This is a genomic window from Vibrio sp. 779(2023), from assembly GCF_033344285.1.
GTDB classification, from domain to species: Bacteria; Pseudomonadota; Gammaproteobacteria; order Enterobacterales; family Vibrionaceae; genus Vibrio; species Vibrio alginolyticus.
This window is the reverse complement of the sequence record NZ_JAWPOM010000002.1, coordinates 336,835-363,110: the sequence shown is the minus strand read 5'-3', so window position 1 is coordinate 363,110 and position 26,276 is coordinate 336,835. Positions and strand designations below refer to the sequence as shown.

The 26,276-nt window shown below is 42.8% G+C and carries 30 protein-coding genes and 1 pseudogene; 21 read left to right on the top strand and 10 right to left on the bottom strand.

Annotated features, from left to right (window positions below; all coding sequences use genetic code 11):
- Positions 1 to 51 precede the first annotated feature (51 nt).
- From R8O70_RS04330 to coaBC, 3 genes are all read right to left on the bottom strand, one after another.
- A complete protein-coding gene (locus R8O70_RS04330; protein WP_033905948.1) occupies positions 52 to 1,002 on the bottom strand; it encodes a Kdo(2)-lipid IV(A) acyltransferase in 951 nt (316 codons plus the stop codon).
- A gap of 6 nt (positions 1,003 to 1,008) precedes the next feature.
- On the bottom strand, positions 1,009 to 1,599 hold the full coding sequence (gene slmA / locus R8O70_RS04325) for a nucleoid occlusion factor SlmA (protein WP_005379386.1): 591 nt from the start codon (positions 1,597 to 1,599) through the stop codon (positions 1,009 to 1,011).
- Positions 1,600 to 1,770: 171 nt separating this feature from the next.
- Positions 1,771 to 2,970 (bottom strand): bifunctional phosphopantothenoylcysteine decarboxylase/phosphopantothenate--cysteine ligase CoaBC, encoded by a 1,200-nt coding sequence (gene coaBC / locus R8O70_RS04320; RefSeq protein ID WP_054701136.1) that lies wholly within the window; start codon positions 2,968 to 2,970, stop codon positions 1,771 to 1,773.
- Between the two features lie 193 nt (positions 2,971 to 3,163).
- Between coaBC and R8O70_RS04315 the strand changes: the two genes are divergently transcribed.
- The 8 genes from R8O70_RS04315 to R8O70_RS04280 all read left to right on the top strand — a co-directional run bounded on the left by R8O70_RS04315 (position 3,164) and on the right by R8O70_RS04280 (position 9,501).
- Entirely contained in the window at positions 3,164 to 4,837 is a 1,674-nt protein-coding gene (locus R8O70_RS04315) for a methyl-accepting chemotaxis protein (RefSeq protein ID WP_258490751.1), read from the top strand.
- 114 nt (positions 4,838 to 4,951) lie between these two features.
- Positions 4,952 to 5,626 (top strand): RadC family protein, encoded by a 675-nt coding sequence (gene radC, locus R8O70_RS04310; protein ID WP_017820707.1) that lies wholly within the window; start codon positions 4,952 to 4,954, stop codon positions 5,624 to 5,626.
- Between the two features lie 302 nt (positions 5,627 to 5,928).
- Positions 5,929 to 6,165, top strand: coding sequence for a 50S ribosomal protein L28 (rpmB, locus tag R8O70_RS04305; RefSeq protein ID WP_005384783.1), 237 nt, complete (start codon positions 5,929 to 5,931; stop codon positions 6,163 to 6,165).
- Positions 6,166 to 6,178: 13 nt separating this feature from the next.
- Positions 6,179 to 6,349, top strand: coding sequence for a 50S ribosomal protein L33 (rpmG, locus tag R8O70_RS04300; RefSeq protein WP_004410866.1), 171 nt, complete (start codon positions 6,179 to 6,181; stop codon positions 6,347 to 6,349).
- 272 nt (positions 6,350 to 6,621) lie between these two features.
- Positions 6,622 to 7,098 carry a hypothetical protein gene (locus R8O70_RS04295; RefSeq protein WP_025998646.1) on the top strand — a complete coding sequence of 159 codons (477 nt, stop codon included), beginning with the start codon at positions 6,622 to 6,624 and terminating at the stop codon, positions 7,096 to 7,098.
- A gap of 102 nt (positions 7,099 to 7,200) precedes the next feature.
- Positions 7,201 to 8,010 (top strand): bifunctional DNA-formamidopyrimidine glycosylase/DNA-(apurinic or apyrimidinic site) lyase, encoded by an 810-nt coding sequence (mutM, locus tag R8O70_RS04290; RefSeq protein ID WP_053349744.1) that lies wholly within the window; start codon positions 7,201 to 7,203, stop codon positions 8,008 to 8,010.
- An 86-nt stretch (positions 8,011 to 8,096) separates the two neighbouring features.
- On the top strand, positions 8,097 to 8,579 hold the full coding sequence (gene coaD, locus R8O70_RS04285) for a pantetheine-phosphate adenylyltransferase (protein WP_017820709.1): 483 nt from the start codon (positions 8,097 to 8,099) through the stop codon (positions 8,577 to 8,579).
- Positions 8,566 to 9,501 carry a glycosyl transferase family 90 gene (locus R8O70_RS04280; RefSeq protein WP_053303391.1) on the top strand — a complete coding sequence of 312 codons (936 nt, stop codon included), beginning with the start codon at positions 8,566 to 8,568 and terminating at the stop codon, positions 9,499 to 9,501. Before coaD ends, R8O70_RS04280 begins: the two co-directional genes overlap by 14 nt.
- Positions 9,502 to 9,532: 31 nt before the next feature.
- Here the strand turns inward: R8O70_RS04280 and R8O70_RS04275 are convergent, their stop codons facing one another.
- From R8O70_RS04275 to R8O70_RS04265, 3 genes are read right to left on the bottom strand one after another with little or no spacing between them, the layout of a single operon-like run.
- Entirely contained in the window at positions 9,533 to 10,321 is a 789-nt protein-coding gene (locus tag R8O70_RS04275) for a glycosyltransferase family 2 protein (RefSeq protein WP_054701158.1), read from the bottom strand.
- The gene (locus tag R8O70_RS04270; RefSeq protein ID WP_005395793.1) at positions 10,318 to 11,085 is read right to left on the bottom strand and encodes a glycosyltransferase family 2 protein; all 768 of its coding nucleotides are present in this window, start codon (positions 11,083 to 11,085) and stop codon (positions 10,318 to 10,320) included. Before R8O70_RS04270 ends, R8O70_RS04275 begins: the two co-directional genes overlap by 4 nt.
- A 35-nt stretch (positions 11,086 to 11,120) precedes the next feature.
- Positions 11,121 to 12,176, bottom strand: coding sequence for a glycosyltransferase family 9 protein (locus tag R8O70_RS04265; RefSeq protein WP_065275024.1), 1,056 nt, complete (start codon positions 12,174 to 12,176; stop codon positions 11,121 to 11,123).
- Between the two features lie 107 nt (positions 12,177 to 12,283).
- On the opposite strand from R8O70_RS04265, the gene R8O70_RS04260 reads away from it, so the two are divergent.
- From R8O70_RS04260 to R8O70_RS04200, 13 genes and pseudogenes are all read left to right on the top strand, one after another.
- The gene (locus tag R8O70_RS04260) at positions 12,284 to 12,691 is read left to right on the top strand and encodes a diacylglycerol kinase (RefSeq protein WP_065275025.1); all 408 of its coding nucleotides are present in this window, start codon (positions 12,284 to 12,286) and stop codon (positions 12,689 to 12,691) included.
- A gap of 11 nt (positions 12,692 to 12,702) precedes the next feature.
- A complete protein-coding gene (locus R8O70_RS04255; protein ID WP_258625028.1) occupies positions 12,703 to 13,413 on the top strand; it encodes a 3-deoxy-D-manno-octulosonic acid kinase in 711 nt (236 codons plus the stop codon).
- 144 nt (positions 13,414 to 13,557) lie between these two features.
- Positions 13,558 to 14,622: a dTDP-glucose 4,6-dehydratase gene (rfbB, locus tag R8O70_RS04250; protein WP_258625027.1), complete on the top strand. Its 1,065-nt coding sequence runs from the start codon at positions 13,558 to 13,560 to the stop codon at positions 14,620 to 14,622.
- Positions 14,622 to 14,720 (top strand): annotated as a pseudogene (locus R8O70_RS04245) (sugar phosphate nucleotidyltransferase); the annotation flags it as partial. The gene rfbB and the pseudogene R8O70_RS04245, both read left to right, overlap by 1 nt.
- Before the next feature lie 183 nt (positions 14,721 to 14,903).
- A complete protein-coding gene (locus tag R8O70_RS04240) occupies positions 14,904 to 15,989 on the top strand; it encodes a DegT/DnrJ/EryC1/StrS family aminotransferase (protein ID WP_199266749.1) in 1,086 nt (361 codons plus the stop codon).
- Between the two features lie 27 nt (positions 15,990 to 16,016).
- Positions 16,017 to 17,552, top strand: coding sequence for an amino acid adenylation domain-containing protein (locus tag R8O70_RS04235; RefSeq protein ID WP_258625026.1), 1,536 nt, complete (start codon positions 16,017 to 16,019; stop codon positions 17,550 to 17,552).
- 37 nt (positions 17,553 to 17,589) lie between these two features.
- Positions 17,590 to 17,784 (top strand): phosphopantetheine-binding protein, encoded by a 195-nt coding sequence (locus R8O70_RS04230; protein ID WP_258625024.1) that lies wholly within the window; start codon positions 17,590 to 17,592, stop codon positions 17,782 to 17,784.
- 3 nt (positions 17,785 to 17,787) lie between these two features.
- Positions 17,788 to 18,855, top strand: coding sequence for a ketoacyl-ACP synthase III (locus R8O70_RS04225; RefSeq protein ID WP_021452986.1), 1,068 nt, complete (start codon positions 17,788 to 17,790; stop codon positions 18,853 to 18,855).
- Entirely contained in the window at positions 18,856 to 19,071 is a 216-nt protein-coding gene (locus tag R8O70_RS04220) for a phosphopantetheine-binding protein (RefSeq protein ID WP_021453150.1), read from the top strand.
- 5 nt (positions 19,072 to 19,076) lie between these two features.
- Positions 19,077 to 19,817: an SDR family NAD(P)-dependent oxidoreductase gene (locus tag R8O70_RS04215; protein ID WP_151514491.1), complete on the top strand. Its 741-nt coding sequence runs from the start codon at positions 19,077 to 19,079 to the stop codon at positions 19,815 to 19,817.
- Entirely contained in the window at positions 19,810 to 20,685 is an 876-nt protein-coding gene (locus tag R8O70_RS04210) for a formyltransferase family protein (RefSeq protein ID WP_225467971.1), read from the top strand. Before R8O70_RS04215 ends, R8O70_RS04210 begins: the two co-directional genes overlap by 8 nt.
- A 3-nt stretch (positions 20,686 to 20,688) precedes the next feature.
- On the top strand, positions 20,689 to 21,318 hold the full coding sequence (locus tag R8O70_RS04205; RefSeq protein WP_258625020.1) for a NeuD/PglB/VioB family sugar acetyltransferase: 630 nt from the start codon (positions 20,689 to 20,691) through the stop codon (positions 21,316 to 21,318).
- A 39-nt stretch (positions 21,319 to 21,357) separates the two neighbouring features.
- Complete coding sequence (locus tag R8O70_RS04200) at positions 21,358 to 22,218, top strand: glycosyltransferase family 2 protein (protein ID WP_104979958.1); 861 nt, start codon at positions 21,358 to 21,360, stop codon at positions 22,216 to 22,218.
- A gap of 28 nt (positions 22,219 to 22,246) precedes the next feature.
- On the opposite strand, the gene waaA is transcribed toward R8O70_RS04200, so the two are convergent.
- From waaA to lpxM, 4 genes are read right to left on the bottom strand one after another with little or no spacing between them, the layout of a single operon-like run.
- A complete protein-coding gene (gene waaA, locus R8O70_RS04195) occupies positions 22,247 to 23,515 on the bottom strand; it encodes a lipid IV(A) 3-deoxy-D-manno-octulosonic acid transferase (protein WP_258625018.1) in 1,269 nt (422 codons plus the stop codon).
- On the bottom strand, positions 23,509 to 24,564 hold the full coding sequence (gene waaF, locus R8O70_RS04190; protein ID WP_025768326.1) for a lipopolysaccharide heptosyltransferase II: 1,056 nt from the start codon (positions 24,562 to 24,564) through the stop codon (positions 23,509 to 23,511). The genes waaA and waaF overlap by 7 nt, the downstream gene beginning before the upstream one ends.
- On the bottom strand, positions 24,561 to 25,283 hold the full coding sequence (locus R8O70_RS04185) for a glycosyltransferase family 25 protein (protein ID WP_053807624.1): 723 nt from the start codon (positions 25,281 to 25,283) through the stop codon (positions 24,561 to 24,563). The genes waaF and R8O70_RS04185 overlap by 4 nt, the downstream gene beginning before the upstream one ends.
- Positions 25,280 to 26,266 (bottom strand): lauroyl-Kdo(2)-lipid IV(A) myristoyltransferase, encoded by a 987-nt coding sequence (gene lpxM, locus R8O70_RS04180; RefSeq protein ID WP_213964585.1) that lies wholly within the window; start codon positions 26,264 to 26,266, stop codon positions 25,280 to 25,282. Before lpxM ends, R8O70_RS04185 begins: the two co-directional genes overlap by 4 nt.
- Positions 26,267 to 26,276: the final 10 nt, after the last annotated feature.

Here is a 26,276-nt window from a genome sequence, read left to right as displayed (position 1 = left end):
GATGGATATTCATCTGCCCTTTTTTGTTTTTGGATTCATCGCCTTGACCACTTACTTATAGCGAATGCCTTTCTCGACATGCTCATCTTGCATGGTTTTATAGCGTTTATGGAGCCACATCCATTGCTCTGGAGCGCGTAGAATGACTTCTTCCACATACTTGTTCATATAAGCGGCAGCGGCGACTTCGTCTTTTTGTGGATAGTCGGCTTCAATGCACTTATCGGCGATGATGTCGTATTTTCCTTCGTCATTGCGAAACCCTGAGCCTGGGATGATCGCACATTTTGAGGTATACGCCAGAATGCTCGTGCCTGTTGTTGTACACGCATCGTCTACGGCAAAGAAGGGCACAAATACTGATTTTTTGCGACCGTAATCGTGATCCGGTAAATAGAACAGACGCTCACCGCTGCGTAAAACACGAATCATCTTTTTTACATCTTTACGATCAATCAGTTTATTGCCGTTATGTGTCCGTCCCCAATACTGGATAAAGTTATAAGCAGGATTATTATGCGGACGAAACGCGCCGTACCCGGCCACGCCTAACACGGCGAAAGCACGCGCAGTGATCTCTAGATTAAGAGCATGGACACAACAAAGTAGGACGCCTTTACCTTCTTTGGCTTTTTCACGCAGTGCGCCGAGATCTTTCTCGACGATCAGGTTTTTAAAGCGCCAAGTCGGCCAGAACCAAGTGATTCCGGTTTCTATCAGTGCCATACCGGTATTTTTGAAGTTCTCTTCAACAATATGTTGAATCTCTTCAGGTGTTTTGTCTGGAAAGGCCAATTCTAAGTTACGCTGAGCAACGTGGACACGCTTTTTACCGTAGCGCATGCCAAGTTTGCCGAGTGAACGACCTAATGAAAGCAGCAGCCGATAAGGAAGAATATTGACGAGGATGGCCAACAGACCAAAACCAAGCCATACGCCCCAGTTACGAGGGTGAAGAAGTGAAAGAGAAAACTCGGGCTGCGTGTATTTGTCTTTACTCATAGTCTTTTACTTTATTTGTGCACTCAAAAGCGCCCAGTACTCGTCAAAGTTTGCAGTCGGCTGGTATTTAAAGTCGCTACGCACAAAGCGGTTTAGGCTCCCCTCAACTTGTCCCAGAATTTGCGCGGCTAGGATGCGCTCTTCGACAGGGAAAGACTTCCCTTCACGAATCTTACGTTCACGCAGGATTTGGCGCAATTGTGTTTCTATACGCTCAAAGAGTTGATTGATGCGTTCACGTAGACGTTCATTTTCAAACATTAGAGCATGACCCGACAAAATGCGTGTTAGACCTGGGTTACGTTCAGAGAACGCCAAAATAAGGTGCATCACCATACGAATACGCTCTAGTGTATCTTTTTCGTCGTCTAGAATACGGTTGATACGTGTCATCAAGGCTTCTTCAATGAACTCAATCAACCCTTCGAACATGCGCGCTTTACTTGGGAAATGACGATACAGCGCGGCTTCTGAAACGCCGACTTGCTTGGCCAGTTTTGCCGTAGTAATGCGTGAAGCGCCATCTGTTGATTCAAGCATTTCTGCCAATGCTTGTAAGATTTCTTCACGACGGTTGGATTTTTTACTGCCGGCCATTAGTTACTTCCTTTCAAAATACAAAGTTGAGCGGAGGGGATTATAAGACGCTATTTCGCCTCAAACTAGACCACTAAGGGTGGAATGGGAGATTTAACACCCTTAGTTGTCATTTTTGTACCAAATTTATGCCAGCTTTTGTAAAAAATTGGCAGGGTTTTCAAACGTTAGTTACATCAATTGATGCATTTTTTCGAGAATTTTAACGCTCAATGCTTCTTTTGATTCCAAAGCGAGCGCAAGTTCACCTTCAGGCCAGTAAAGGGTAATTGCGTTGTCGTTGCTGTTAAATCCTTGCCCTGCAACCGAAACGTCGTTTGCACAGATCATATCGAGGTTTTTCTTTGTTAACTTGCCTCGAGCATAGGTCTCTACATCATTGGTTTCAGCCGCAAAACCGACGGTAAACGGACGCTTCTCCGTCATTGCTGCCACAGATGCAACAATATCAGGATTTTTAACCATATTAATGACCATTTCGTCGTTGTCTTCTGTCTTTTTCAACTTTTGAGACGCGATCGTTTGTGGGCGGTAGTCGGCAACGGCAGCGCAGCTAATAAAGGCATCATGCTGGTTTGCATGTGTCATAACGGCTTCGTGCATCTCTTGGGCACTGGAAACATTTATGCGCTCAACACCTACGGGCGTATTTAAACTGACAGGACCGCTCACGAGGGTGACTTTTGCTCCCATCTGCGCTGCGGCGCTCGCCAATGCATAGCCCATTTTCCCGGAGCTATGGTTCGTAATGTAACGCACTGGATCAATCGCTTCGCGAGTTGGTCCGGCGGTAATGAGTATCGACCTACCTTCTAGCAATTTTGGTTGAAAGAACTGTTCACATAGCTGTACTAGCTGCATTGGTTCCAGCATTCGACCTGGTCCTACATCACCACAGGCTTGCTCTCCTGCCGCAGGGCCCCAGATGTGCATACCACGACGCGCTAACGTAGCGATGTTCTCTTGGGTTGCGATATTGCGATACATCTGTTGATTCATCGCCGGAGAAACAGCAACAGGGGAATCCGTCGCGAGCACGAGCGTAGTAAGTAAATCGTTCCCCATGCCTGCGGACATGCGCGCGATTAAGTCCGCGGTCGCTGGCGCTAATAGCACTAAATCTGCCCATTTGGCCAATTCAATATGGCCCATAGAGGCTTCCGCTGCTGGGTCTAGTAAACTGTCCGAGACAGGACGGCCCGAAACGGCTTGCATGGTTAAAGGGGTAATGAACTCTTTTGCGGCTTTCGTCATTACAACTTGAACTTGCGCTCCTCTCTCTATGAGGCGACGGGTTAGCTCCGCACATTTATACGCGGCAATACCGCCACTGATGCCGAGTAGAATTTTCTTTCCTGCTAGTGTTTGCATGTGAGATCTCCAATTTGATGACCGGATTTTAACACAATTCAAAGTCTGACCGCCCGAGCATATATAACGAGAAGATAATTCACATCAAACTCCAGAGTATTAATCTGACCGAGGAAGGGAAAATTCTCGCCTACCTCACAGACAAGTTGCGCGGAGTTTGCAAGTCTGAAAAGAAAAAGAGGTAGTGGAAACCATGGTGTTGAAAAGTCGAAACAAATTGCTGCTGATAACCCTAATTCCGCTGTTGTTGATCACTACGTTGATCTCAGTGGTGTATTACATCAACAGCAGTAAAAGTTTGGAAGCGGAGCTGGCAAGAGACAGGCAAGAGCTCATCGAAACGAAAAAGAAAGAGTTACAAGCCTACATGATGATGGGCGTGACGGCGATAAAACCGTTATACGACGCGGATGTAAATGGAAGTAATAAAGAGGCAGCAAAAGAAATTTTGAAAGCCATGCGCTTTGAAAGCGATGGCTACTTTTTTGCCTACGACTCTCAAGGTGTGAATACGTTGCACGCCATCAAACCTGCATTAGAGGGTAAAAACCTTTACGACTTAAAAGATGAAAATGGGGTCGCAGTTATTGCGGGCTTGATTGACGCTTCTCAAAAAGGGGATGGGTTCCTCTATTTCTCGTGGCACAAACCGACCATTGACGCACAAGCGCCTAAGTTGGGCTATGCAGAATATCTATCGAAATGGGACTGGGTTTTAGGTACTGGCGTTTATATTGATGACATCGACCAGCAAGTTGCGATGCACAGAGAGTTAAAGACTCAAGAGCTAAAAGAGCATACATTATCTGCCGTGTTGATTTCCGTTATTGGATTGATCATTACCAGTGTTCTCACCAGTATCGTGGTGTCTAAAGGCATTCAGCCATTACAACATGTCGCGGCTTCATTAAAAGATGTTGCCGCAGGCGGCGGTGACTTAACGGCTCGTTTAAAAGTCGAAAGTCAGGATGAAGTCGGTGAAGTGGCGGCCGCGTTTAATGATTTTATGGATAAGCTGCACCCACTGATGCAGGACATTCATCGCTCTGCGACGACAGTACAGACCGTTTCCCAAATCCTGAACACTCAGACCAGCCAAGCGAGCGGTCAAATGCAGGATCACTGTTTAGAGACGGACAAAGTCGTGACGGCAGTGACGCAAATGAGCATGACTGCCAAAGAAGTAGCCAGCAATACTAATGCGACCGCGCAGGCAATTGACGATGCCAACAGTCAAGTCACCGCTGCTCAGCATGAGGTCGAGCAAGCAATAGAAGGCATTACCGAACTCGTGACGGAGATAGACAGCACGTCAGATGCAATTTCTGAGTTGAGTTTACAGACTGAAAAAATAACCAAAGTGCTGGATGTGATTGGCGAGATAGCCGAGCAAACGAATTTGTTGGCCCTAAATGCGGCGATTGAAGCGGCTAGAGCCGGTGAGCAAGGTCGAGGGTTTGCCGTCGTTGCGGATGAAGTGCGCTCGTTAGCCAGTCGTACACAAAATAGTACTCATGAAATTGGTGACATGCTTAAGCAGCTACAAAATGGTGTATCAAGAGCGGTCAGTACGATGTCGGTGAGCCAAAAAAGAGGTGTCAAAACGGCGGAAGAATCGGCGCTCATTCAGCAATCTCTTTCTGGTGTTCATAATTCTATCGGTACGATTCGAGATATGGGGATTCAAACCGCGTCTGCCGCCGAAGAACAAAGTGCAGTTGCAGAAGACATCAACCAAAACTTAGTGGCTATTCAACAGATCGTGAACAAAATTAATGAGACGTTGCAGCATGCCGAGTCAATCAGCACGCAGCTATCACAGTCTGGAACGGAAATTCACGGCTTGGTTGGCAACTTTAAACTCTGATGAACTGTTAAGTTGCATGGAAAGCACTGATGGTACGAAGAAAGCGAAAGTCATACTCGACTTTCGCTTTTTGTTTTGTGGAATAGGGACACTTTCCATATAAAGAGACATCAGATGATACTGAAAGCTTTGCCAAATGAGTCCATGCCCAGAGAGAAGCTACTGCAACGAGGGCCGCAAGCTTTGACCGATGCTGAGCTACTGGCCATCTTCTTGCGCACAGGCACCCGCGGAATGAACGTGATTGAGCTTGCAGATTTCCTTATTCAAGACTTTGGTTCGCTAAGACAACTATTTTCAGCATCAGAAGAAGAGTTTTGTCGTCACAAAGGATTGGGGCAAGCCAAGTATGTTCAATTGCAAGCGGTACTAGAAATGACACAACGTTACTTGGCGGAGACGCTAAAGCGTGGTGATGCCTTAACCAGTCCCGACCAAACTAAGTTATATCTGTCTTCTATTTTAAGGGATCGGCAAAGAGAGGCTTTTTATATTCTTTTTCTCGATAACCAGCACCGAGTGATAAAAGATGAAATTTTATTTGAAGGAACGTTGGATGCAGCGTCGGTGTATCCGAGAGAAGTCGTCAAGCGTGCTCTACATCATAACGCGGCGGCTTTGATTTTGGCGCACAATCATCCTTCAGGCGTCGCTGAGCCGAGCCAAGCTGACAGAAGGATTACAAGGCGTCTCATCGACGCATTAGCATTGGTGGATATTCGTATTTTGGACCATTTCGTCATCGGAGATGGGGAAAGTGTCTCTTTTGCTGAAAGAGGCTGGATATAACTGTGCGTTTTTTAGGTTGTTAGTTGCTAAAAATCTGCTATCATCCACGCCACTAAATTTTTAACTGAATTCAGCTTGGACTGCTAAAAAAATCTGCTGTCTAAAAAAAGATCACGAAAACCTGTAAAAAGGATCTGTTCGGGTCTTGAGCAATGCATATCAAGTTAGTATAATGCGCGACCTTTGATAGCCTTGTATGGATTTTCCATAGCGGTTCTTAACCTCTAACTTCTTTTCGAGAGATAGAGAGGTTCGGCCACCAAGGTTGATATCGAGCTGAAACGATTTTGGAGAAGACATTCATGTCACGAGTATGCCAAGTAACTGGTAAGCGTCCAGTAACGGGTAACAACCGTTCACACGCACGAAATGCTACTAAGCGTCGTTTTCTGCCGAACCTACAAACTCATCGTTTCTGGGTAGAGAGCGAAAAACGTTTTGTTAAACTACGTCTATCTGCTAAAGGTATGCGCATCATCGACAAGAAAGGTATTGATACTGTTCTTGCAGACATGCGTGCACGTGGCGAAAACGTTTAAGAGGAAATAAGCAATGGCAAAGAAAGGCGTTCGTGAGAAAATCCGTCTAGTATCTTCTGCAGGTACAGGCCACTTCTACACAACTGATAAGAACAAGCGTAACATGCCAGGCAAATTTGAGATCAAAAAGTTTGATCCAGTAGTTCGCCAGCACGTTATGTACAAAGAAGCAAAAATCAAATAATTGGTTTCAGTCTCTTTGAGGAATTGAAAAACCCAACTTTCGAGTTGGGTTTTTTATTACGTGAATAAAAGTGCTGAAGAAAAGGTTCAGTACGTCATCGGGTTATAAGGCACTGCTGAAGTTATTCTACTGGTCCGACTCTATACTCGAATTTTTGATTGATCGCCTCTGCCGCTTAGTCACCACTCCCTACACACTTGCACACCGTTGTTCTAGTCAAGCTCAATACTCTTTGGTAATTTACTCATAACGATAAGAGAGTAGAGATGGTTATGCGTGTGAGTCCGGCTCGTCGCCGCCGATGGAACAATATTCTTATTCTGGGCATTATCGCATTTATAGTGATCTTAAATGCGCCGATGTGGATCAAAACTTACCTATTAACAGATCAAGCAGACCCTTACCCAAATGTACTTCGCTCCGACTATACGGTGGAGTCTTTGTACTATAGTGGCTGGGAGTTCGAGCTGCATGATGGACGGTGGCAATCCAACATCAAAGTTGATGCACCGATCAGTGAACTTGTATCACGCTGGCAATCATTGGAAGGGACCGAGCTCACCTCAGAACAGTACGATCATTTAAAACCTAACCTGGCGGTACCTGAAACGGTAGAAGTTTGGTATCAGGATCTCGAAGAGCCGCAGCGGGTGACTTTCTTTCGTTTACCTGATTTTTGGCTATTTAAAACCTGGCAAGACAAATGGGTCGCTATCTCCGTCGATGAAAACTACCTTATGCCAGAGTAGAGCCTTTTTTCGCCTATACCCCTAATAAGCTTCCCTATTTATCGTTTTTCTTTTCGATTATGCTAGCAGCGAGAACTATTAGCCGGTGAATTGGAGAATCTAATGCCTGAGTTGCCAGAAGTTGAAGTCAGCCGTATGGGGATTAGCCCCCACATGGTTGGACAAACGATCCAGTCGTTTACTTTTCGAACGCCTAAATTGCGCTGGGATATTCCTACAGAGCTTAAAAAATTGGAAGGGCAGGTGATCCGTGCGATTAGCCGTCGTGCGAAATACTTACTGATCGAGACAAACACAGGTACAGCCATTGTTCACTTGGGCATGTCTGGGTCTTTACGTGTCCTAGATGCTGACTTTCCGCCAGCAAAGCACGATCATGTGGATCTCAAACTAAGCAGTGGAAAAATACTGCGTTATAACGATCCGCGTCGTTTTGGGGCATGGCTGTGGTGTGCTCCTGGCGAGTCACATGCTGTGCTAGCAAACATGGGGCCTGAGCCTTTAACTGAAGAGTTCAATGCGGAATATGTAGCGGAGAAAGCTAAAAATAAGCGTGTCGCCGTCAAGCAGTTCATCATGGACAACAAAGTCGTGGTTGGTGTTGGGAACATCTACGCGAATGAGTCGTTGTTTAAGTCTCGAATTCACCCTTCAAGGCCCGCAGGTAAGTTGACTTCTCAAGAGTGGGGGTTACTTGTTGAAAATATCAAAATGACACTTGAGATTGCCATTACGCAAGGTGGGACTACGCTGAAAGACTTTGCGCAAGCCGATGGAAAGCCGGGTTACTTTGCACAAGAGTTACTAGTTTACGGAAAAGCCGGAGAGCCATGCCCAGAGTGCGGCGAACGACTTCAAGAGCTAAAAATAGGCCAGCGTAATACCTTCTTTTGTAGTGAGTGTCAGAAGTAAGTCGAGCTATTATCGAGCTTAAGTTGTTGTAATCTTGCGCTCGAGCCTCAATAATTCAATCAGTTTCGAATAACTTAGTAAATTATATGAAAGTCATTTATCCGGGCACTTTTGATCCAGTGACTAATGGTCACCTCAATCTAATAGAACGTACTCACGAAATGTTTGATGAGGTTGTGATTGGCGTAGCCGCAAGCCCATCGAAGAACACTATGTTTTCATTGGAAGAGCGCGTTGCACTGATGCAGGACGTTGTAGCGCATTTACCTGGTGTGACGGTAAAGGGGTTCTCCGGGTTATTAGTGGATTTCGCGAGAAATGAGAAAGCTAAGGTTCTTATTCGTGGTTTACGAACAACGGTAGACTTTGAATACGAGTTTGGACTGACCAACATGTACCGAAAGCTATTACCAGGAATCGAGAGCGTATTTTTAACTCCTGAAGAAGAGTTTGCGTTTTTATCGTCGACTATCGTGAGAGAAGTAGCGATTCATGGCGGAAGTATCGAACAATTCGTTCCCAAGCCAGTAGCCATCGCGATTGGGGAAAAACTCAATGAAAGACAGTAAGTTCCCTTATTATTTCTCAAACGCTCTCTCGATACTTATCCCTCGCTTTGTATATCGAGCACAAGCCAAGCGTTTACTTTCGAATCTGACCGAAGCAGAGCAGCAACGCTGTATTGAGCGGGTGAACTATTACAATAAGTGTGAAACGCCGTTTTCAGTTGATAGCCGAGAACAAAGTTACTCGACCATCGATACATTCAAAAAAACGAAAGGCTGGACGTATTTTTTCGATCTTCGCCAAGTTGTACGCTATTTCCCTTCCAGTTTTGCGTTTAACTACATCAACGGCGATGTTACACACATCCCCAATGTACCGAGCTTTATAAAAAGCCGCCCTATTTTTGGTAACAACCAAAATTCAGTGGTGTTGAAACTTAATCAAGTTCGTCATTTTAAATTTATTGATGATCCTGTTCGCTATCAAGATAAAAAGGACATGGTAGCGTGGCGCGGCGTGGGTTTTCAGCCGCATCGTAAAAAGGTGATTCATGCGTTTTACAACCATCCGCAATGCAATATTGGCCAGACCCGCCCGGTAGAAGGGAAACCATGGGAAAAGGGCTTTATGAGTATTGAAGAGCAACTGCAGTATAAGTTTTTGCTCTGTATAGAAGGCAATGATGTGGCCACCAACCTTAAGTGGGCTATGTCGTCTAACTCCTTGGTTATTATGTCAAAGCCAAAATATGAGACTTGGTTTATGGAAGGTAAGTTAGAGGCAGGCGTCCACTATGTTGAAGTGAAGGATGACTATTCGGATTTGCCCGAAAAGATGGATTATTACCTAGCGAATGAGCAAGAAGCATTAGCGATCATTGAAAATGCGCACCAGTGGGTTGAGCAGTTCAAAGATAAACGTAAAGAGCGTTTGATCTCATTGATGGTTGCCGATAAGTACTTCGCTTTATCTCAGCAACAATAAAAAAGGGGCGAAACGCCCCTTTTTTATAATCTTAAGCTTCTAGAAATTGATCAACACCATTCTCACAGCGTTTAAGCTTGTTTTTAATGGTGTTCTCTAAAATCTCATCATTTTGTCCGAGTGACGCACGAGAGTTTTCTACGTGGTACAAGTGGTAGCCTACACCTGCGAATTTTAGGTAAAGACGTGACTTACCCGCATTCAACATGCGATGAACAAACTCGCTGTCTTCGCGTCCCCATCCAACAAAATCTTGGTTGAAGCCATTCACCTCGATGACATCTTGTCGCCAAAACGCCATGTTGCAACCGCGAGTGGCTTTATCGTTATTGCGCTCGTAAGAGAACCATTTCGATAGCAAAGCGTTGGTGATGCAGTTTTTACGATTGCGAATGCCTTTGCTGAAGATAGAAGGCACTAAGCCGTTTTCCATGATGGCCTTGCTGCAGTTTTCATCCGTTAACACGCGTCCACCCTGCACAAACCAATTTGGCTTTGCGACTTGCTTATGTGATTCAATAAACGTTTGGGACAGCACCATGTCTCCATCAATCATGATGAGGTAGTCACCTGATGCTTTGGCGATCGCACGGTTGCGGCTCATTGAAAGCTGAAAGCCATTATCCTCGTGCCAACTATGAATCAGTGGAACCGGAAAACCTTCACGCATTTGGTCAACCATTGCTTTGGTGTCTTCTCGAGAACCATCATCTGCAACAATTACTTCGTCAGGCAAAACGGTTTGACGTTTCACGCTTTCTAACACCGCTTTTAATGCTTCTTTCCAGTTGTAAGTGGTGATAATTAAAGTCGTTTTCATGATTTTTTTGCCTGTTCACGTAAGTAGAGATCGATGTATTTTACAAAAGTAGAGTGCATGCTTAGCCAAGCTAGAATGAAGCCATGCTTGCCATCAAGGAAGCCTCGTTTGAGAACATACATCTTCAAAAAGCTAGCAAGAGCGTGAACGATAGCGGTCGTTAAACCCGCTTTCTTTTTACCTTCACGTTCATCTGTCCAGGCCTTGAGGTAGCCAGTGGTTTTATTGATGTAATGATGAAGGTGCTCGTAAGTGTAGTGATGCAGTCGACCATCCAGTTTTTCAGTTTGATAGTTTTTCTCATCAACTTTTTCATGAACGAGCGAATCATTATATTGTGTATATTCGGTGCGATATAAGCGCACAATCCAGTCTGGAGACCAGCCAGAATGGTAGATGAACTTACCAAACGCTGAGCTTAGTCGATTAAGTTTGTATAAAACGTTCGGCTTATTGGCTGATACCGCGTGTAAGATACTTTCTTTTAGCTCTGGAGTGACTTGTTCGTCCGCATCAAGCCACAAAACGTAGTCTGCCGTAACGTATTGCTGCGCCAGTTGGCGCTGTTTACCGAATCCTGGCCAATCTAGATTGGTGTAAAACTTATCTGTGTATTGTCGGGCGATTTCTTCGGTGCGATCGGTGCTGCCCGAGTCTAGAAGGACAATCTCATCGACCCAATCTTTTACTGTGTCTAGACAAGCTTGTAAGTGCTTCTCTTCATTTTTTACAATTAAGGCAACGGCTAAGGTTGGTTTGGACAAGGTCATTTCCTTCTTAACAAATCAAGACAGTAAGTTTACTGGTATTGAGGATACAAATCTTCTAAGACTTGATCGAACATGCTCATTACTTGAGTGCTGGTAATGCGGTTCATTGCCGTTTCATCTTTAGCGCGAGTTCGCCAGTTTAACTCGTGACTGTTTTTACCTGTTTCTGCAAAGATCGTTTCTTCATAAACAGAGACAACGTATTTTAGGTAGCGGTAAGGTCCCACTCGAAGCGGATTATGGTGTGCATAGAGCCCGATGATTGGCGTTTTCATGGCATTTGCCATGTGTGCTGGTCCGGTATCGGGGGCGATGACCATTTCAACCTTATCTATTAACGCAAGCATTTGCAGAATTGAGCTTTGTCCAACTAAATTTAGACACGGTTCTTCCAAGCGAGATTGAATGGCTTCAGCCAAATCCAGTTCAACTTGAGCTGGGCTACCTGCCAGAATCACGTTCCAGCCTTTTGCTCTGGCGTGATGAATCACATCCACATAACTTTCCGCGTTCCAGTTTTTATAAGCTTTGCTCGCACCAGGCACAATCAGCAGGTTAGGTTTACTACGAGAAATATGAGACTCTGCCCAAGCTTGGTCGTGGTCTGAATAAGAAAGTACCCAGTCTAGTTCTGCCTTTGGTACCCCAATTTGATGGGCAAAGGCCATTAAGCCATCTGCGACATGCAGAGATTGCGGGGAAGGCACTTTGATATTGGTAAATAGTGTTTGAAAGTCCTGGCTTCTATCAGAAGAGAAACCAAGTTTGTATTTTGCTTTAATGCCCAACGTTGCGACACTCGCTCTAATCGCGTACTGCATATGCAATAGCGCATCAAACTCTCTGCCTTTCAGCTGTCGCCAAAGTGATTTGTAGCCATCAAGTCCCGCTTTTTTATCAAAAACAATCACTTCTACACCATCGATGGCGGCTAATAACTGGGCTTCAAGTTTACCCGTTATCCAAGTAATCTGGGTCGAAGGCCAGTGTTTCTGAATAGCTTGAATGCTGGCGATAGTATTGCAAACGTCTCCGATAGCGGACAAACGCAAGACGCATAGTGACGATGGGGCAGAAGTGAACATAATTATTGTCTGATTCGATGAATAGAAGCAGGTAAATTATGCAGACATCCCCAATAAATGTAAAATACACGGCTCGAATATAGCTAAGTACTGATAAGTGTTCTGCAATGTCAAAGATAACACCGCATCAATCGCAAGAATCTGGCAAGCCGGGTAATACCGGGCTACAGCGCATCGTTAAAGCGACGGGTTATTCGATCCAAGGATTAAAAGCGGCTTTTAAGCATGAAGCCGCCATTCGACAAGAGTTGGCTCTGTTGAGTATTGCTGTGATTTTGTCTTGGCTAGTGGATGTCGGCATGGTTGAGCGTATCTTAATGATCGGGGTCGTGGTATTAGTCTTGATTGTAGAGCTTGTAAACTCAGCGATTGAGGCAGTGGTTGATCGTATCGGTATTGAACGGCATGAACTCAGTGGTCGAGCTAAAGATATAGGCTCTGCTGCCGTTATGGTTGCTTTGGCGTTTGCTGCATTTACTTGGTTGTATATATTAGCCAGCCGGTATTTAGGCTAGAGGGTGAGCGTATGATTCAACAGTATAAAAACAACAACCAAGTGATCTGGTTTGATGACGAGAACATTACAGACCCTAGCCAACCGATATTTGATGCGGAATACTGGCAGTCCTCCGACAAGGTGGTTGGCAGTGCGACGGGGCGAGGCACGACATGGTTTATCCAACTAGAGAACATGCAAGCGGCACTACGTCATTACCGTCGTGGCGGTTTGTTTGGGAAGTTAGTTAACGATCATTATTGGTTCTCTGGCTGGGATAACACCCGTTGTGCGCAAGAGTTTCAGCTTTTGTTGGCGCTAATTGAGGCTGGGGTGCACGTTCCTCGTCCTATTGCAGCAAGAGCCTTAAAGTCAGGACTCTTCTATCAAGCTGATTTATTAAGTGAGCGAATCCCAAACGCCAGAGATCTGGTTAGTATCTTGCAAGAACAGTCTTTATCGGTAGAAATGTATCAGAAAATAGGGCAAGAAATTGCCAAGATGCATCAGGTTGGCGTTAACCATACTGATTTGAATATCCACAATATCTTGATCGACGACAAAGATAAGGTATGGATTATCGATTTTGATAAGTGTCGTTTTGAAACTTCTGGTGACTGGAAGCATCAAAATCTAAATAGACTTCTGCGTTCATTTAATAAAGAGCGTTTAAAGCGACATATTATTTGGCAAGAATCCGATTTTGAACATTTTCAGGACGGTTATGCTTCTCAATCTTAATTGAGTTTTTTATCATTTTATGTTGATTGCTCTAAGTAAGCCTTCTTGAGTCTAACGATGCTCGAGTGAGTCTATAAACTACAATAATCATAAAGTATTCATGTGTATCTGATGGCACAAAAATTAACGTAGGTAACATTTGTAATGAAAATATTAGTAACCGGTGGAGCAGGCTTTATTGGGTCAGCTGTTGTCCGACATATCATTCGTGACACCCAAGATACCGTCATCAATTTAGATAAACTGACCTACGCAGGGAATCTAGAATCACTGGTTGATGTCTCAGAGAGTGAACGTTACTACTTTGAGCAAGTAGATATCTGTGACCGAGCTGAACTAGATCGCGTGTTTTCAGAGCATCAACCCGATAGGGTGATGCATTTGGCCGCCGAGTCTCATGTCGATCGCTCTATTGATGGTCCTGCTGCTTTTATTGAGACCAACGTGATGGGCACTTACCATTTGCTTGAAGCGGCTCGTCAATATTGGTCGGGCTTAGATGAAGCGCGCCAATCGGCATTCCGTTTTCATCATATTTCTACGGATGAAGTGTATGGTGATTTAGAGGGAACGGATGATTTGTTCACCGAAACCACTTCATACGCGCCGAGCAGCCCATATTCTGCATCTAAAGCTTCGAGCGATCACCTGGTTCGCGCTTGGCAACGTACTTATGGCTTACCAACACTTATCACTAATTGCTCCAACAACTATGGCCCGTACCACTTCCCAGAGAAGTTGATCCCTCTGATGATTTTAAATGCCCTCGATGGCAAGCCGTTGCCTGTGTATGGTGATGGTATGCAGATCCGAGATTGGCTGTTTGTGGAAGACCATGCTCGCGCGCTGTACAAAGTGGTCAACGAAGGTGAAGTCGGTGAAACCTACAACATTGGTGGCCATAACGAAAAAGCCAACATCGAAGTGGTGAAAACCATTTGTGCTTTGCTTGAAGAGCTGCAACCAAACAAGCCGGCCGGGGTCGAGTCTTATGAATCTTTGATCACGTATGTGAAAGATCGCCCCGGTCATGATGTGCGTTACGCAATTGATGCCACCAAGATCGCTCAAGAGCTTGACTGGACACCAGAAGAAACGTTTGAAAGCGGTATTCGCAAAACCGTCGAATGGTACCTAAACAACTCACAATGGTGGCAACGTGTGCTTGATGGTTCATACAGTTTAGAGCGATTAGGAGCGGGCGAATAATGAAAGGCATTATTTTAGCAGGTGGCTCGGGCACTCGCCTTTACCCTATTACACGCGGTGTCTCTAAGCAGTTACTGCCGGTTTATGACAAGCCATTGACAATATTAAAGGCCCTAAATTTGCCTGTTTAACCAGAGATTACATGGCGCAATGAGTGGTTAATAAAAGAACAGGTTCTTGCTATTGAACAATCGATGCAAAAACATGCTTATGGATGTTACCTTTCCTAGTTAGCCACCGAACAAAAATAGCACTACACGTTAGTTGCAATGAGATATTAAATGATGAGCAATGAAATTGTTCCTGTAACAAAACCATATTTACCTTCAAAAGATAAATACAAACAATATGTCGATCGTATATATGAGAGCGGTTGGTTGACCAATCGTGGTCCTCTCGTTGAGGATTTAGAATCTCGACTAGCTGAGTATCTTGGCGTTAAACACGTTATATTGGTTGCAAATGGCTCATTGGCACTTCAAGTGGCTTATAAAGCACTAAATCTATCAGGAGAGGTGATCACAACACCTTTCTCTTTTGCTGCGACCGCAAGTACGCTTAGCTGGGAAAACTTAACCCCTGTTTTTTGTGATATTGAAAGTGATACCTTCAATATTAACCCTGAGCTAATTGAAGGTCTTATTACAGAAAAAACGTCTGCAATAGTACCGGTGCACGTGTTTGGTAATCCATGTAAAGTCAAGGAGATTCAAGCGATAGCAAACAAGCACGGTTTAAAAGTTATCTACGATGCTGCCCATGCTTTTGGGGTGGGGCTAAATAAAGAAAGTATATTAACGCACGGTGATATCAGCACATTAAGTTTCCACGCTACGAAGCTATTCCACACGATAGAGGGTGGCGCTGTGGTTACACAAAATGATGGATTTGCAGCGAAAGTACGTTTGATGATTAACTTTGGAATAACAGGGCCAGATTCAATAGAAGGCGTTGGAACCAATGCTAAGATGAATGAATTTGAAGCTGCTATGGGTCATTGTGTGCTAGATGATATAGAACGTGTTATGTCTAAGCGAAGAGGCTTATTGCAACGTTATCAAACTAGTCTTTCCGATGTTTTTCAAATGCAACATTGGTCGGATAGCTCAAAACCTAATGGTGCGTACGTACCAATCGTGTTTGACTCGGAGCAGTCATTACTTAGAGCTAAGGCTAACTTGGAAGCGAATAACATTTTTCCAAGAAGGTACTTTTATCCAAGTTTAGATCTTGTTGATAGTTATGGTCATGAAGGAACTCCATGTGAAGTTAGTCGCTCGATTAGTAAAAGGATCTTATGCTTGCCTATATATTTTGATTTGTGTGAATCAATGATAAACAAGATAAAACAAATACTTAAAAAATAATGAATGGTTGCAAAAAGAGAGTCTAAGATGAGAAACAGCATTCTGAAATATCTACAAGCATCGTCAATGAAACACCCAGAAAATATTTGTGTTTCGGATTCGAGCCACTCTTTGACTTATGCAGAAAGCACGGCAAAGTCATATGCTATCTCATTGCAACTAAGACAGCTAGGCAGTTTAAACAAGCCGATAGTTGTGTTTGCGAAAAAATCTGTCAATGCACTCTCCATGATCTTTTCTGCGACAATGGCTGGAGGTGTTTACTGTCCGGTAGACATTAACTCACCTAAAGAACGACTATTAAAGATCTTATCTAACCTTCAAGATTGTCTTGTTCTTTATGATGAAACTTCACGAAATTTATTAAGTTCATTAGAATTAGATAGTCCAATTTCAACTATTAATATCGATGAAATACCAGCATCTAAGCTACCTATGCAAGATATTTGGGCTGATATCGAAAAGTTTAATCAAACCGTTATTGATAAAGATCCATGCTATATAATTTTTACTTCAGGCTCTACAGGCACACCAAAAGGTGTCACTATTTGCCATTCTAGTGTTATTGATTATATTGATTGGGCTAATTCAGCCTATGAAGTGAGCAAGGCTGATATTATTGGTAGTCAAGCACCACTATTCTTTGATAACTCGACTTTAGACATTTATTTGGCGTTGTCTAATGCGGCAGAATTGCATGTTATTCCTGAAAGCGTGTTTATTTTTCCTCAGAAAACACTTGAATACCTGAAAGAAAAAGCAATAACAACGATCTTCTGGGTTCCTTCATTGCTTGTAAATATTGCTAACCTTAAGTTACTTGATCAGTTTCAATTGCCATGCTTGAAGAATGTATTGTTTGCTGGGGAAGTAATGCCAGCGAAGACGATTAAGTACTGGTTAGATAAGCATCCTAATGCTCATTACTCTAACTTGTACGGACCAACAGAAATTACCGTTGATTGCACCTACTATGATGTGCCGTCAGACTGGGATGGGGATAGCTTACCTATAGGGATCCCTTGCCATAACTCAGGAATTCTAATCCTAGATGAAAACGACCAACGTAATGATGAAGGTGAATTGTGCGTTCGAGGCTCTAGCTTAGCGCTTGGGTATTGGGCTAACTCAGAAAAAACAGAAGAGGTATTTTGTCAAAACCCACTTCAAGATAAATACATTGATATGATCTATCGTACCGGAGACTTGGTTAGACTTGTTGATGGTTTAATTTATTATATTGGTAGAAAAGACTTCCAGATTAAGCACAATGGCTATCGTATAGAACTTGGTGAAATTGAGTCTCAGATCATGGAGCTAGATGCTGTCGAACAGTGTATTGTTGGTTATTTATCAGAAGATAAAGTGCTTTATTCTTTTGTTCAATGCAGTAGTTCGATGAGTGAAGTTGAGCTTAAAGTTGCACTGACGAAACGTTTACCAAAGTACATGATTCCAAGCAAGATTGGCTTTGTACAGGAAATGCTTTTTACGCCAAATGGTAAGTTAAATAGAAAAGCTTTTTCAGAGAAAGCGCTACAAGAATTTGTAAAGGTTAAATAGTAGTATGTGTGAAAAAATTATAGCAATCTTAACCACAATGAAACCAGAACATGAGTTTGCTAAAGATACTGAACTTTTTGAATCAGGTCTGTTGGACTCTTTTGATTTGTTAGTCCTAGTAAGTGAGATCGAAGCTCAGCTAGCTATTTCAATTCCTGGTGAAGGTTTGGTTCCTGAGAATTTTGTTTCGCCGTATGTTATTGGTGAGTATCTTAAAACGATTCAAGGTTAATTTATGAAAAGTGATATTGGCAATATCTCGCTGAAAGGGATAGTCGCAGCCGTTCCAAAGCATATTTCTTACTTTGATGATGAGATAAAAAACTACTCACACACAGAGCAGAGTTCTAAAAAGCTGAAGAAGCTAATGGGATACAATCAACATCATGTTGTTTCAAAAGAAACGGCGCTCACTGATATGATTTTTCCTTTGCTTGAGGACCTGTCAACCACTCTTGGGTGCGACTATCAGGATGTGGATGGAATTTTGGTGGTAACTCAAACTCCTGATTACCCAATTCCGTCAACGGCTTCGATAGTACATGGCGCTTTTGACTTTAAAACCGATTGTTATTGCATGGACATCAACGATGGTTGCAATGGCTATATTCGAGGTTTGTTTGAAGCTTCGAGCCTAGTTCGTAATAGTGATGCGCAAAAAGTGTTGCTAATTGCTGGTGATGTTTTAAGCCGTAAGGTTTCTTTAAAAGATCGTAACTCATACCCTCTTATTGGGGATGCAGTTACTATCACTTTAATAGAAAGAAGAGCGGAAAATGTGAAGGCCCCTCTTGAGATCAAACATGATGGTAAAGGAGCAAAAGCTTTAATGATCCCATCAGGTGGTATGGTAAACCCTTGTACCTCTGATACTGCCACTCTTGCTGAGGACGAAGAAGGGAATTGGCGTTGTTCTGAGCATTTGGTCATGCAAGGTAGAGACGTTTTTACGTTTACTCAAACAACGGTAATCAATTTTATTAAAGAGTTTATTGAAACGAACACAAAACCAGAAGAGATTGACTACTTTTTCTTTCATCAAGCAAATAAGTTTATCTTGGATCGTTTCCGTTCAGCACTGAAGGTAACGGAAGAGCAGTTACCTTCAGAGGTAGTGACTATTTATGGTAACTCTTCGTCCGCAACTGTTCCAATGTCGATTTTATCATCTTGGATGAAGAATTCGGGCTTTGAGGGTAAAAAAGCACTATTATCAGGCTTTGGTGTAGGTCTGAGTTGGGGGGCGACCTTGGTTGATGTCAATGAACTTACACTATGTAAACTAATTAAGTTGGATGTATAAATGACTGTTTTTTTGGAAGAACTAGCTGAGATCCTAGAGTTGGAAGTAGAAGAGTTAACTCCTGATTTTGAATATCAAGAAACGGAAGAGTGGGACTCTTTAGCCCAATTATCTCTTATCACTTTATTCGCAGATGAATATCAAGTAGAAATTGGGCACGGTGATTTAATCGAACGAAAAACTGTGGGTCAATTGCTCGAGCTACTTCCTCAGTAATTTCGATGAAAAGAAAAGTTCTTATCACAGGAGCGACTTCAGACATTGGCTTGAGTATTGCTCACAAACATGTTCAAGAGGGAAACTTTGTGATCCTTCTTGGACGTAATGAAGAGAGCCTTAAAATCGCTGAGGAATCTTTAGGAAAAGATTCCTCAGCCGCTTATGTTTGGGATTTGAAGTCTCCTTCATCATTAAAACCGCTGCTGAAAAAGATCGTTACTGAGCAAGGTAAAGTTACAGATCTTATCTGTGCTGCGGGCTACCATAAAATCTTGCCGTTGAAGTTAGTATCGGATGAAGAGCTTCTTTTGACTATGCAAACGAACGTGAATAGTCACTTGATCCTTTGCCAGCTTTTTTCGAACGCTTTATATTCAGATAAGTCTCAGGATAGAAGTATTACACTGATTTCTAGCATTGCCCATTTCGTTGGTGAGCCAGGATTAGTTGCTTATTCTGCAGCAAAAGGGGCTTTGATTTCTGCAAGTAAATCAATGGCTAGAGAATTAGCTCCGCGTAAAATCAGAGTAAATACCGTTTCGCCTGGATGGGTTGAGACCAAGCACACAAAAGATGTAGCGGTTGATTTGGGCGAAGCAGCACTTGAAAAGTTACATAACCTATATCCTTTAGGTTTAGGCAAACCTGAAGATGTTGCAGAGGCCTGTTATTTTTTGAGTAGCAGAGCGTCTCGCTGGGTGACTGGTTTAGATCTTGTGATTGATGGAGGGCGCAGTGTCTAAATTAAAGTTTGAAACCGTAATCGTGATCGGTTTTGGTAAGATAGCTCAAGACGTTGCTTCCAAGCTTCTTCAATATGATGTGACGCTGAAATTGTTACAGACAGAGATGCAACCTTTTTCTACTCTTGAGTCATTTGCTCAAAAACACGACGTCGCATATCAATTTAAGCATACGAAAGAAGATATCGAGTCTTCGTTACTCAGGTGGCTGTCTGGTAATACATTAATCATCAGTGCGAATAATAACTACCTTTTTAAAGGGAAGTTACTGACTTTAAAGAATGTAACTATTATCAATTTTCATAATGCACTTTTACCAAATTTACGAGGAAGAAACGCACCTAGTTGGGCTATTTTTCATCAATTAGAAAAAACCGGTGTCACTTGGCATTATGTTGATGAAGGTGTAGACACTGGTGAGGCTATTGCTTTTTCCGACGTATTAGTTGATAAGCATGATAAAGCATATCAGGTCGCTCATAAATGTATGCATGCCGGATTAGAAGCCTTTTCAAACGTAATTGATGAATTGTTGCAAACAGGCAGTACTCCTTGCTTGACTAAACAGCCATTGAGATACGACTATCTGTACCTGTCCAAAGATATTCCCGGAAATGGCTGGCTAGATATAAAACAATCAACGCTTGAGAACTATCGCATATTGAGAGCATTAGATTATGGACCATTTAAAGTTTTTCCTAAGGCTCTAATTGATAATGATGGTGATAGATACTCTGTACGTGCTTATCAGTTTATTGATGAACCAAGCGATAAATCTGTAAATTGTAGCGAAAATAGCATCGTGATAAATGATGAGTTTGGCTTGTTAAAAATACACGTTGAAAAAACCGAGATTGAGCAGGGGTAAATAATGTCTAATCCAATTATTATATTTGGAGCTAGTGGTCTAGCTGCGGAAGTGTACAGCTGGATACAAGATGTAAATGATATTCGTGAACGTTTCTTGTGTTTTTGTGTGACTGACGAATATTTTGTATCAGGAGCAACATTTTATGGCCACGAAGTAAAATCAATCTCCATGCTAGATGATCTTGAACAGTTTGATTTTATTTTGGCATTTGGAGGGGAAGGTTATGCTCGGGCTAGTATTGCCGAAATGCTAAAAGATAAAGGCGGTAATGCTATCTCATTTATTCACCCTAGTGTTGTGTTGAGCCCATTCTCTTTAATAGGTGAAGGTGTAATTATTAACCCAAACTGCAGCATCTCTCCTGGTGCAGCTATTGGTGACTTTTCGCTCATCAACTGTAATTGTGCTATTGGACATGATGTCAAAATTGGTCGCTATACCTCTTTACTAGGAAGCAATACTATCAATGGTCATGTAGAAATTGGTGAGAGAGTATTGATTGGCTCCGGAGCAACTATCCACCCTAAAGTTAAAGTAGCAGATGATGCGACAGTTGGCATGGGAGCTGTCGTATTTACCAAAGTGAGGTCAAATACCACCGTTCTAGGTAATCCTGCTAAAAAGATATAACTCTTCTTAATTAAATAAAATAGAAGACAGAGGAATAAAATGTCCACCAAAGTCTCGGTTATTTGTACTTGCTATAATCACGAAAAATATATTGAGCAGACACTTTTATCTATACTTAATCAGACAGTAGACTTTGAATACGAGTTGCTTATACATGATGATTGTTCTCCTGACAATAGTCGAAAAATTATCGATAGAGTTTTTAATGAGTATTCTGGGAAATGCCAAATAAAGAGAATTTATCCAGAGGAGAATATATACTCTAAAGGGTCATCAGCTGTACTTTTTAACATGTTGCCTCATGTTGATGGGGAGTTCATCGCTTTTTGTGAAGGTGATGACTATTGGGTTGATGACAACAAGCTTCAAAAACAGCTTGAAGCTTTGGCAAACCATAAGGATATTAATGCTTGTTTTCATCCTTCTTTGACTTTGCTAAAAGACCAGTTGGTTGACAAGAAATACGGATACCAAGGCGATTTAGAAAAGAAAATACCTTATCAGTATGTCATTAAGAAGGGCGGAGACACTATGCCTATGGCATCTATGTTTATTAGAAAAGAGCCGTTTTTTGACCTAATTTACCAACATGAAGACTTTTTCAAGCTTTATGGCGAGCACTCTGTGTTGCAGATTATCAATAGTATCGAGCAAGGCGCCTGGTACCTCCCTGAAAAAATGTCGGTTTATCGTAGCATGCATGAGGGCTCTTGGAGTCTCCAGCAAGCAAAAGACCCAACGGCAGAAGACCGAGAGTTTGAGCAATATAAAATCCGTATTCTTGGTTTGAACAAGATCTATCGCTATAAGTATTGGATATGCTTTTTAGGTACATATCTGAAAAAATCGAAAAAACATTACCTAAAGAAAATAAAGCGTTGGTTTAAAACTAAAGCTTAAAATAAAGCCGAGTTAATACTCGGCTTTTTTAGATAGGAGAGGTGGCTGTGGTGGTACGTTGTAAGGAGCCTGAGTTTGCTAACATAAAATGAGCAAGCTCTGACGTGATGCGCTCATGAGCTGCGACGTCTTTAATTAGAGCCACGATAGCTCTTGCCAGTTCATCCTCATTTTTCACAATTTTGATGAGGCTGTTCTGCTTCATTTCATGTACGATTTCTTTGAAGTTAAAGAAGCTTGGACCATTGATAATAGGGACGCCCAAAGCAGCAGGCTCCAATACATTGTGCCCACCAACCTTATCTCCAATTAGGCTTCCACCCATAAAGCAGATGTCCGCTGCACCCATCAAAGTTAGCATCTCACCCATTGTATCGCCGAGATAGACTTGAGCATTCGTCTCTACTGCATGCGTTGAAGTACGACGCACAGTGCTAAAGCCTTGCTGTTGGCAAAGCGTGAACACATCATCAAATCGTTCCGGATGGCGAGGAACCAAAATAAGTAATGCATTTGGATGAGATTTTAAAACTTGTCTATGTGCATCTAATACCTGTTCGTCCTCGCCTTTGTGGGTGCTAGCTGCAATCCAAATCGGACGATCGTTTCCAAGTTGGGCTCGAAGCTGCTGTCCTTGCTGTTTCACTTGCTCTGATATTTGAATATCGAACTTAATCGAGCCAGTAACGGATAGTTTCTTTTTCTCAACGCCTAAGCGTTCGAAGCGCTCTGCATCTGAATCCGTTTGGCAGAGTACTTGAGTCAGGCATGGATGAAGCTGGTTAAAAAGCCGCTGTATTTTGGCGTAGTTCTGACACGATTTTTCAGATAGGCGCGCATTCACGACAGTTATAGGGATACCCGCTTTGTGAACATTGTGAAGCGTGTTTGGCCACAGCTCAGTCTCAATGATCAACATCTGTTTTGGCTGCACTGCTTTAAGAAAACCTTTGATAGCGAACCCAAAGTCAATTGGCATATAGCGGTGTTCAATTAAATCACCCAACTTAGCAATCTGTTCAGCTCCCGTACTTGTTGTTGTTGTAACTAGAATAGATTGTTCGGGGTTTTGTTCCTTAAGGGCTTTGATTAAAGGTGTTGCTGCTATGCTTTCACCAACAGATACGGCATGTATCCAAATAGGTTTGTCGTTGCTTTTTAACTTGGGGGTTATGCCAAAGTGCTCTTTCCAGCGAGAGCCGAACTTAGGCTTATTTGGTTTGCTCTTGTACAAACCAAATAAAAGCAGCGGTGACGCTAGGGCGAGTAGTAAGGTATAAATAATGCGAACTAACATGAGCTTATCGTAATGGCGTCAAGTTTTTGGATACTATCTAGCACTTGCTTAGGCGAAAGTTCTGTCAAGCACTTAAGGTGTTTGTACTGACATTCACGCTGGAAACAAGGGCGACAATCAATATCGGTATGAACAATCTCCACTTTTTCTGCGAGTGGGGGAGTGTACTTCGGTGAAGTTGAGCCATACACTGCAACAACATTACAACCAACCGCAGCTGCCACATGCATTAAGCCTGAGTCATTCGCGACAACAGTCTTACATGCAGCAAGTAGGTCGACCGCTTCAATTAAGCTGGTTTGGCCTGCCAGAACATGAATGTGCTCATGGAATTGCGTCGGAACAAGTGCGCGAATATTGTTACAAGTCTCTAAGTCTTTTTGAGAACCAAACAACCAGATTTGATGTCCAGAACGAGCCATTTGCGTCGCAACTTCAGCGTAGTGTGTTTCGGGCCATTTTTTGGCAGGACCAAACTCTGCTCCTGGGCACAGTCCGATAATTGGTTGGTCTTGGGCTAAGTTGAACTTTTTGATCGTGGCTTGTTGCTCTGCCGCGTTGATTGCAAGGCGAGGGCGAGGTAAGGTTTCAAGCCCGCCAAGAGAGTTAGAGTCCACCATTTCTGCTTTTGGATAAGCTAACGCTACATAGCGCTCTACCATGTACTGAAAAGACTTCATGTTAGGGCGTAAATCATTCAATAAACCATAGCGCATTTCTCCTTTCCAGCCAGTACGAAGAGGAATGTTGGCAAACCATGGGATCAGTGCCGATTTCGCTGATTTAGGCAAGATATAGGCGTGGTCATATTGCTTTTCACGTAATGATTTGCCAATTTCCCTGCGGCCTAATAAGTTAAACTCACCATGACCGATAGGCATTTCAATCGCTTGATGGATTTCTGGCATACGCTCAAGAATCGGTTTACACCATCCTGGAGCGATAACGTCAATTTGGCTATCTGGATGGCGTTGCTTTAATACGATATATAACGATTGCGACATTACCATATCGCCGACCCATGCAGGGCCAATGACTAAAATCTTCATGCTTTGTTTTTCCAGTATAGGAATTTCAAAATTGACTCATAAGTTCTAAAAAGTTCAGCGTATATTTTATTCGCAAGAGTCATTTTGGATTTATCTTTTCTTTTACCACCAATCGTCGAAGCAATCTCTGCTCTAGTAAAGAGATCTGGAGACACGCTGTAGACTTGAACACCATGTCTCCATGGTTTTTCCATGTAGTCATCGACTGGTTCAATAAACTCTTGAGCATGCATAACAAACTTTGAGGCTGCTTTAGGTGTGACGATATAAGCGGTGGTACCACAAGTGCCTGCTGAGTATCCCCCTAGCATATGATTATCATCAATAGGTACGATTGGGGTGAATACACGCTTCTGAGTGGCAGACAATTTGATGTAGTCATAATTAGAAGTCAATGGAAGGGTATGTTCGAGTACTTGCTTCAGCCCTTCTACGGGGTCGACGTTGTCTTCTAAGATGACGATCGGTTCATCAAGCTCAACACATCGAACCCACAACTCGTAATGGCTTGCAAAACAGGCGACTTCACTGGTTTTTAATTGATACCCTTTGCGGCGTAGAGTAATGGTTGGACGACTTTTTTCTGAATGAAGAAAACGGTCAACAGAGCCATCTACTGCATCAAAAAATTCAAACGTAATGCCTTGTTGTTTTAACTTTTCTTCAATACGTTCTCGGCGATCTAGTGATCGAGCCAAGCTTACGACAAATACTTTCACTGCACTTTCCAGTCGCTGTTATATCTTGGTTTAAACAAATTGTAATAGTTATTGCCGTCTTCTTGAGAGTGCAGCAACTGTAGTACCCACATATATTGTTCGGGTTTATCACCGACAAAATATTCAATGGCTTCATTACAGGTACGAGCGTCTTGCTCTTCGCCTTTATCCAGCTCAAACGCTGGTAAAATCTCAATATCAAACGTACCATCTTCAGTGTTCATCGACGCAAATAGAGGCAGTACTTTTGAGCGTGATAGTTTCGCAATTTTGCCTAAACCAGGTAGCGTTGCTTTACGTGTTGCAAAAAAATCCACAAACACACTATGCTCTGGGCCGTGATCTTGATCAGGTAGATAATACCCTACATAGCCATCTCGAATGGATTTCAGAAAAGGCTTAATGCCACCTGAGCGTTCATAAACACGACCACCGTATTGGACCCTTTGCTTGTGCATCAGCCAGTCAGCAACATCATTCTTTTGTTTCTTCGCCATTGCAGAAACCGGCATTCCCATTGAAGCGAGCAAGATAGCAGGCACATCAATAGCCCAAGAGTGGGGAACCATTAAAATTACATTTTCGTTGCTATCAATGTGCTGTCGTAAAATGTCTAGGCCGCGAATTTGGCAACGGTTCTGAAGCCATTTTGGTGAGCGTAAACTTAGTAACCCGAAGCGAAAAAAGAACATGGCCGCTGTGTAGAGTGTTTTTTCTATCAAAGCTTCACGTTCTTGGAACGACTTTTCCGGAAAACACAGCTCAAAGTTAACCCTCGCTCGATGAGCTGGACCTTTGTGGGATTTAGACAGTTTTTTGGCTATGGTTTTCGCCAACCACTTTTGTAAACCCAGTGGTATTAATGATAACGGTAAAAATAAGATAACACCTAACCACGTGCCCCAGTACTTAGGCGACAGAAAGTGGCGCTTAAACTCAGGGTTATATGCTTTAGGGTCGAAGTCATCACGTTTTATGGTCATGGAGTGTCTA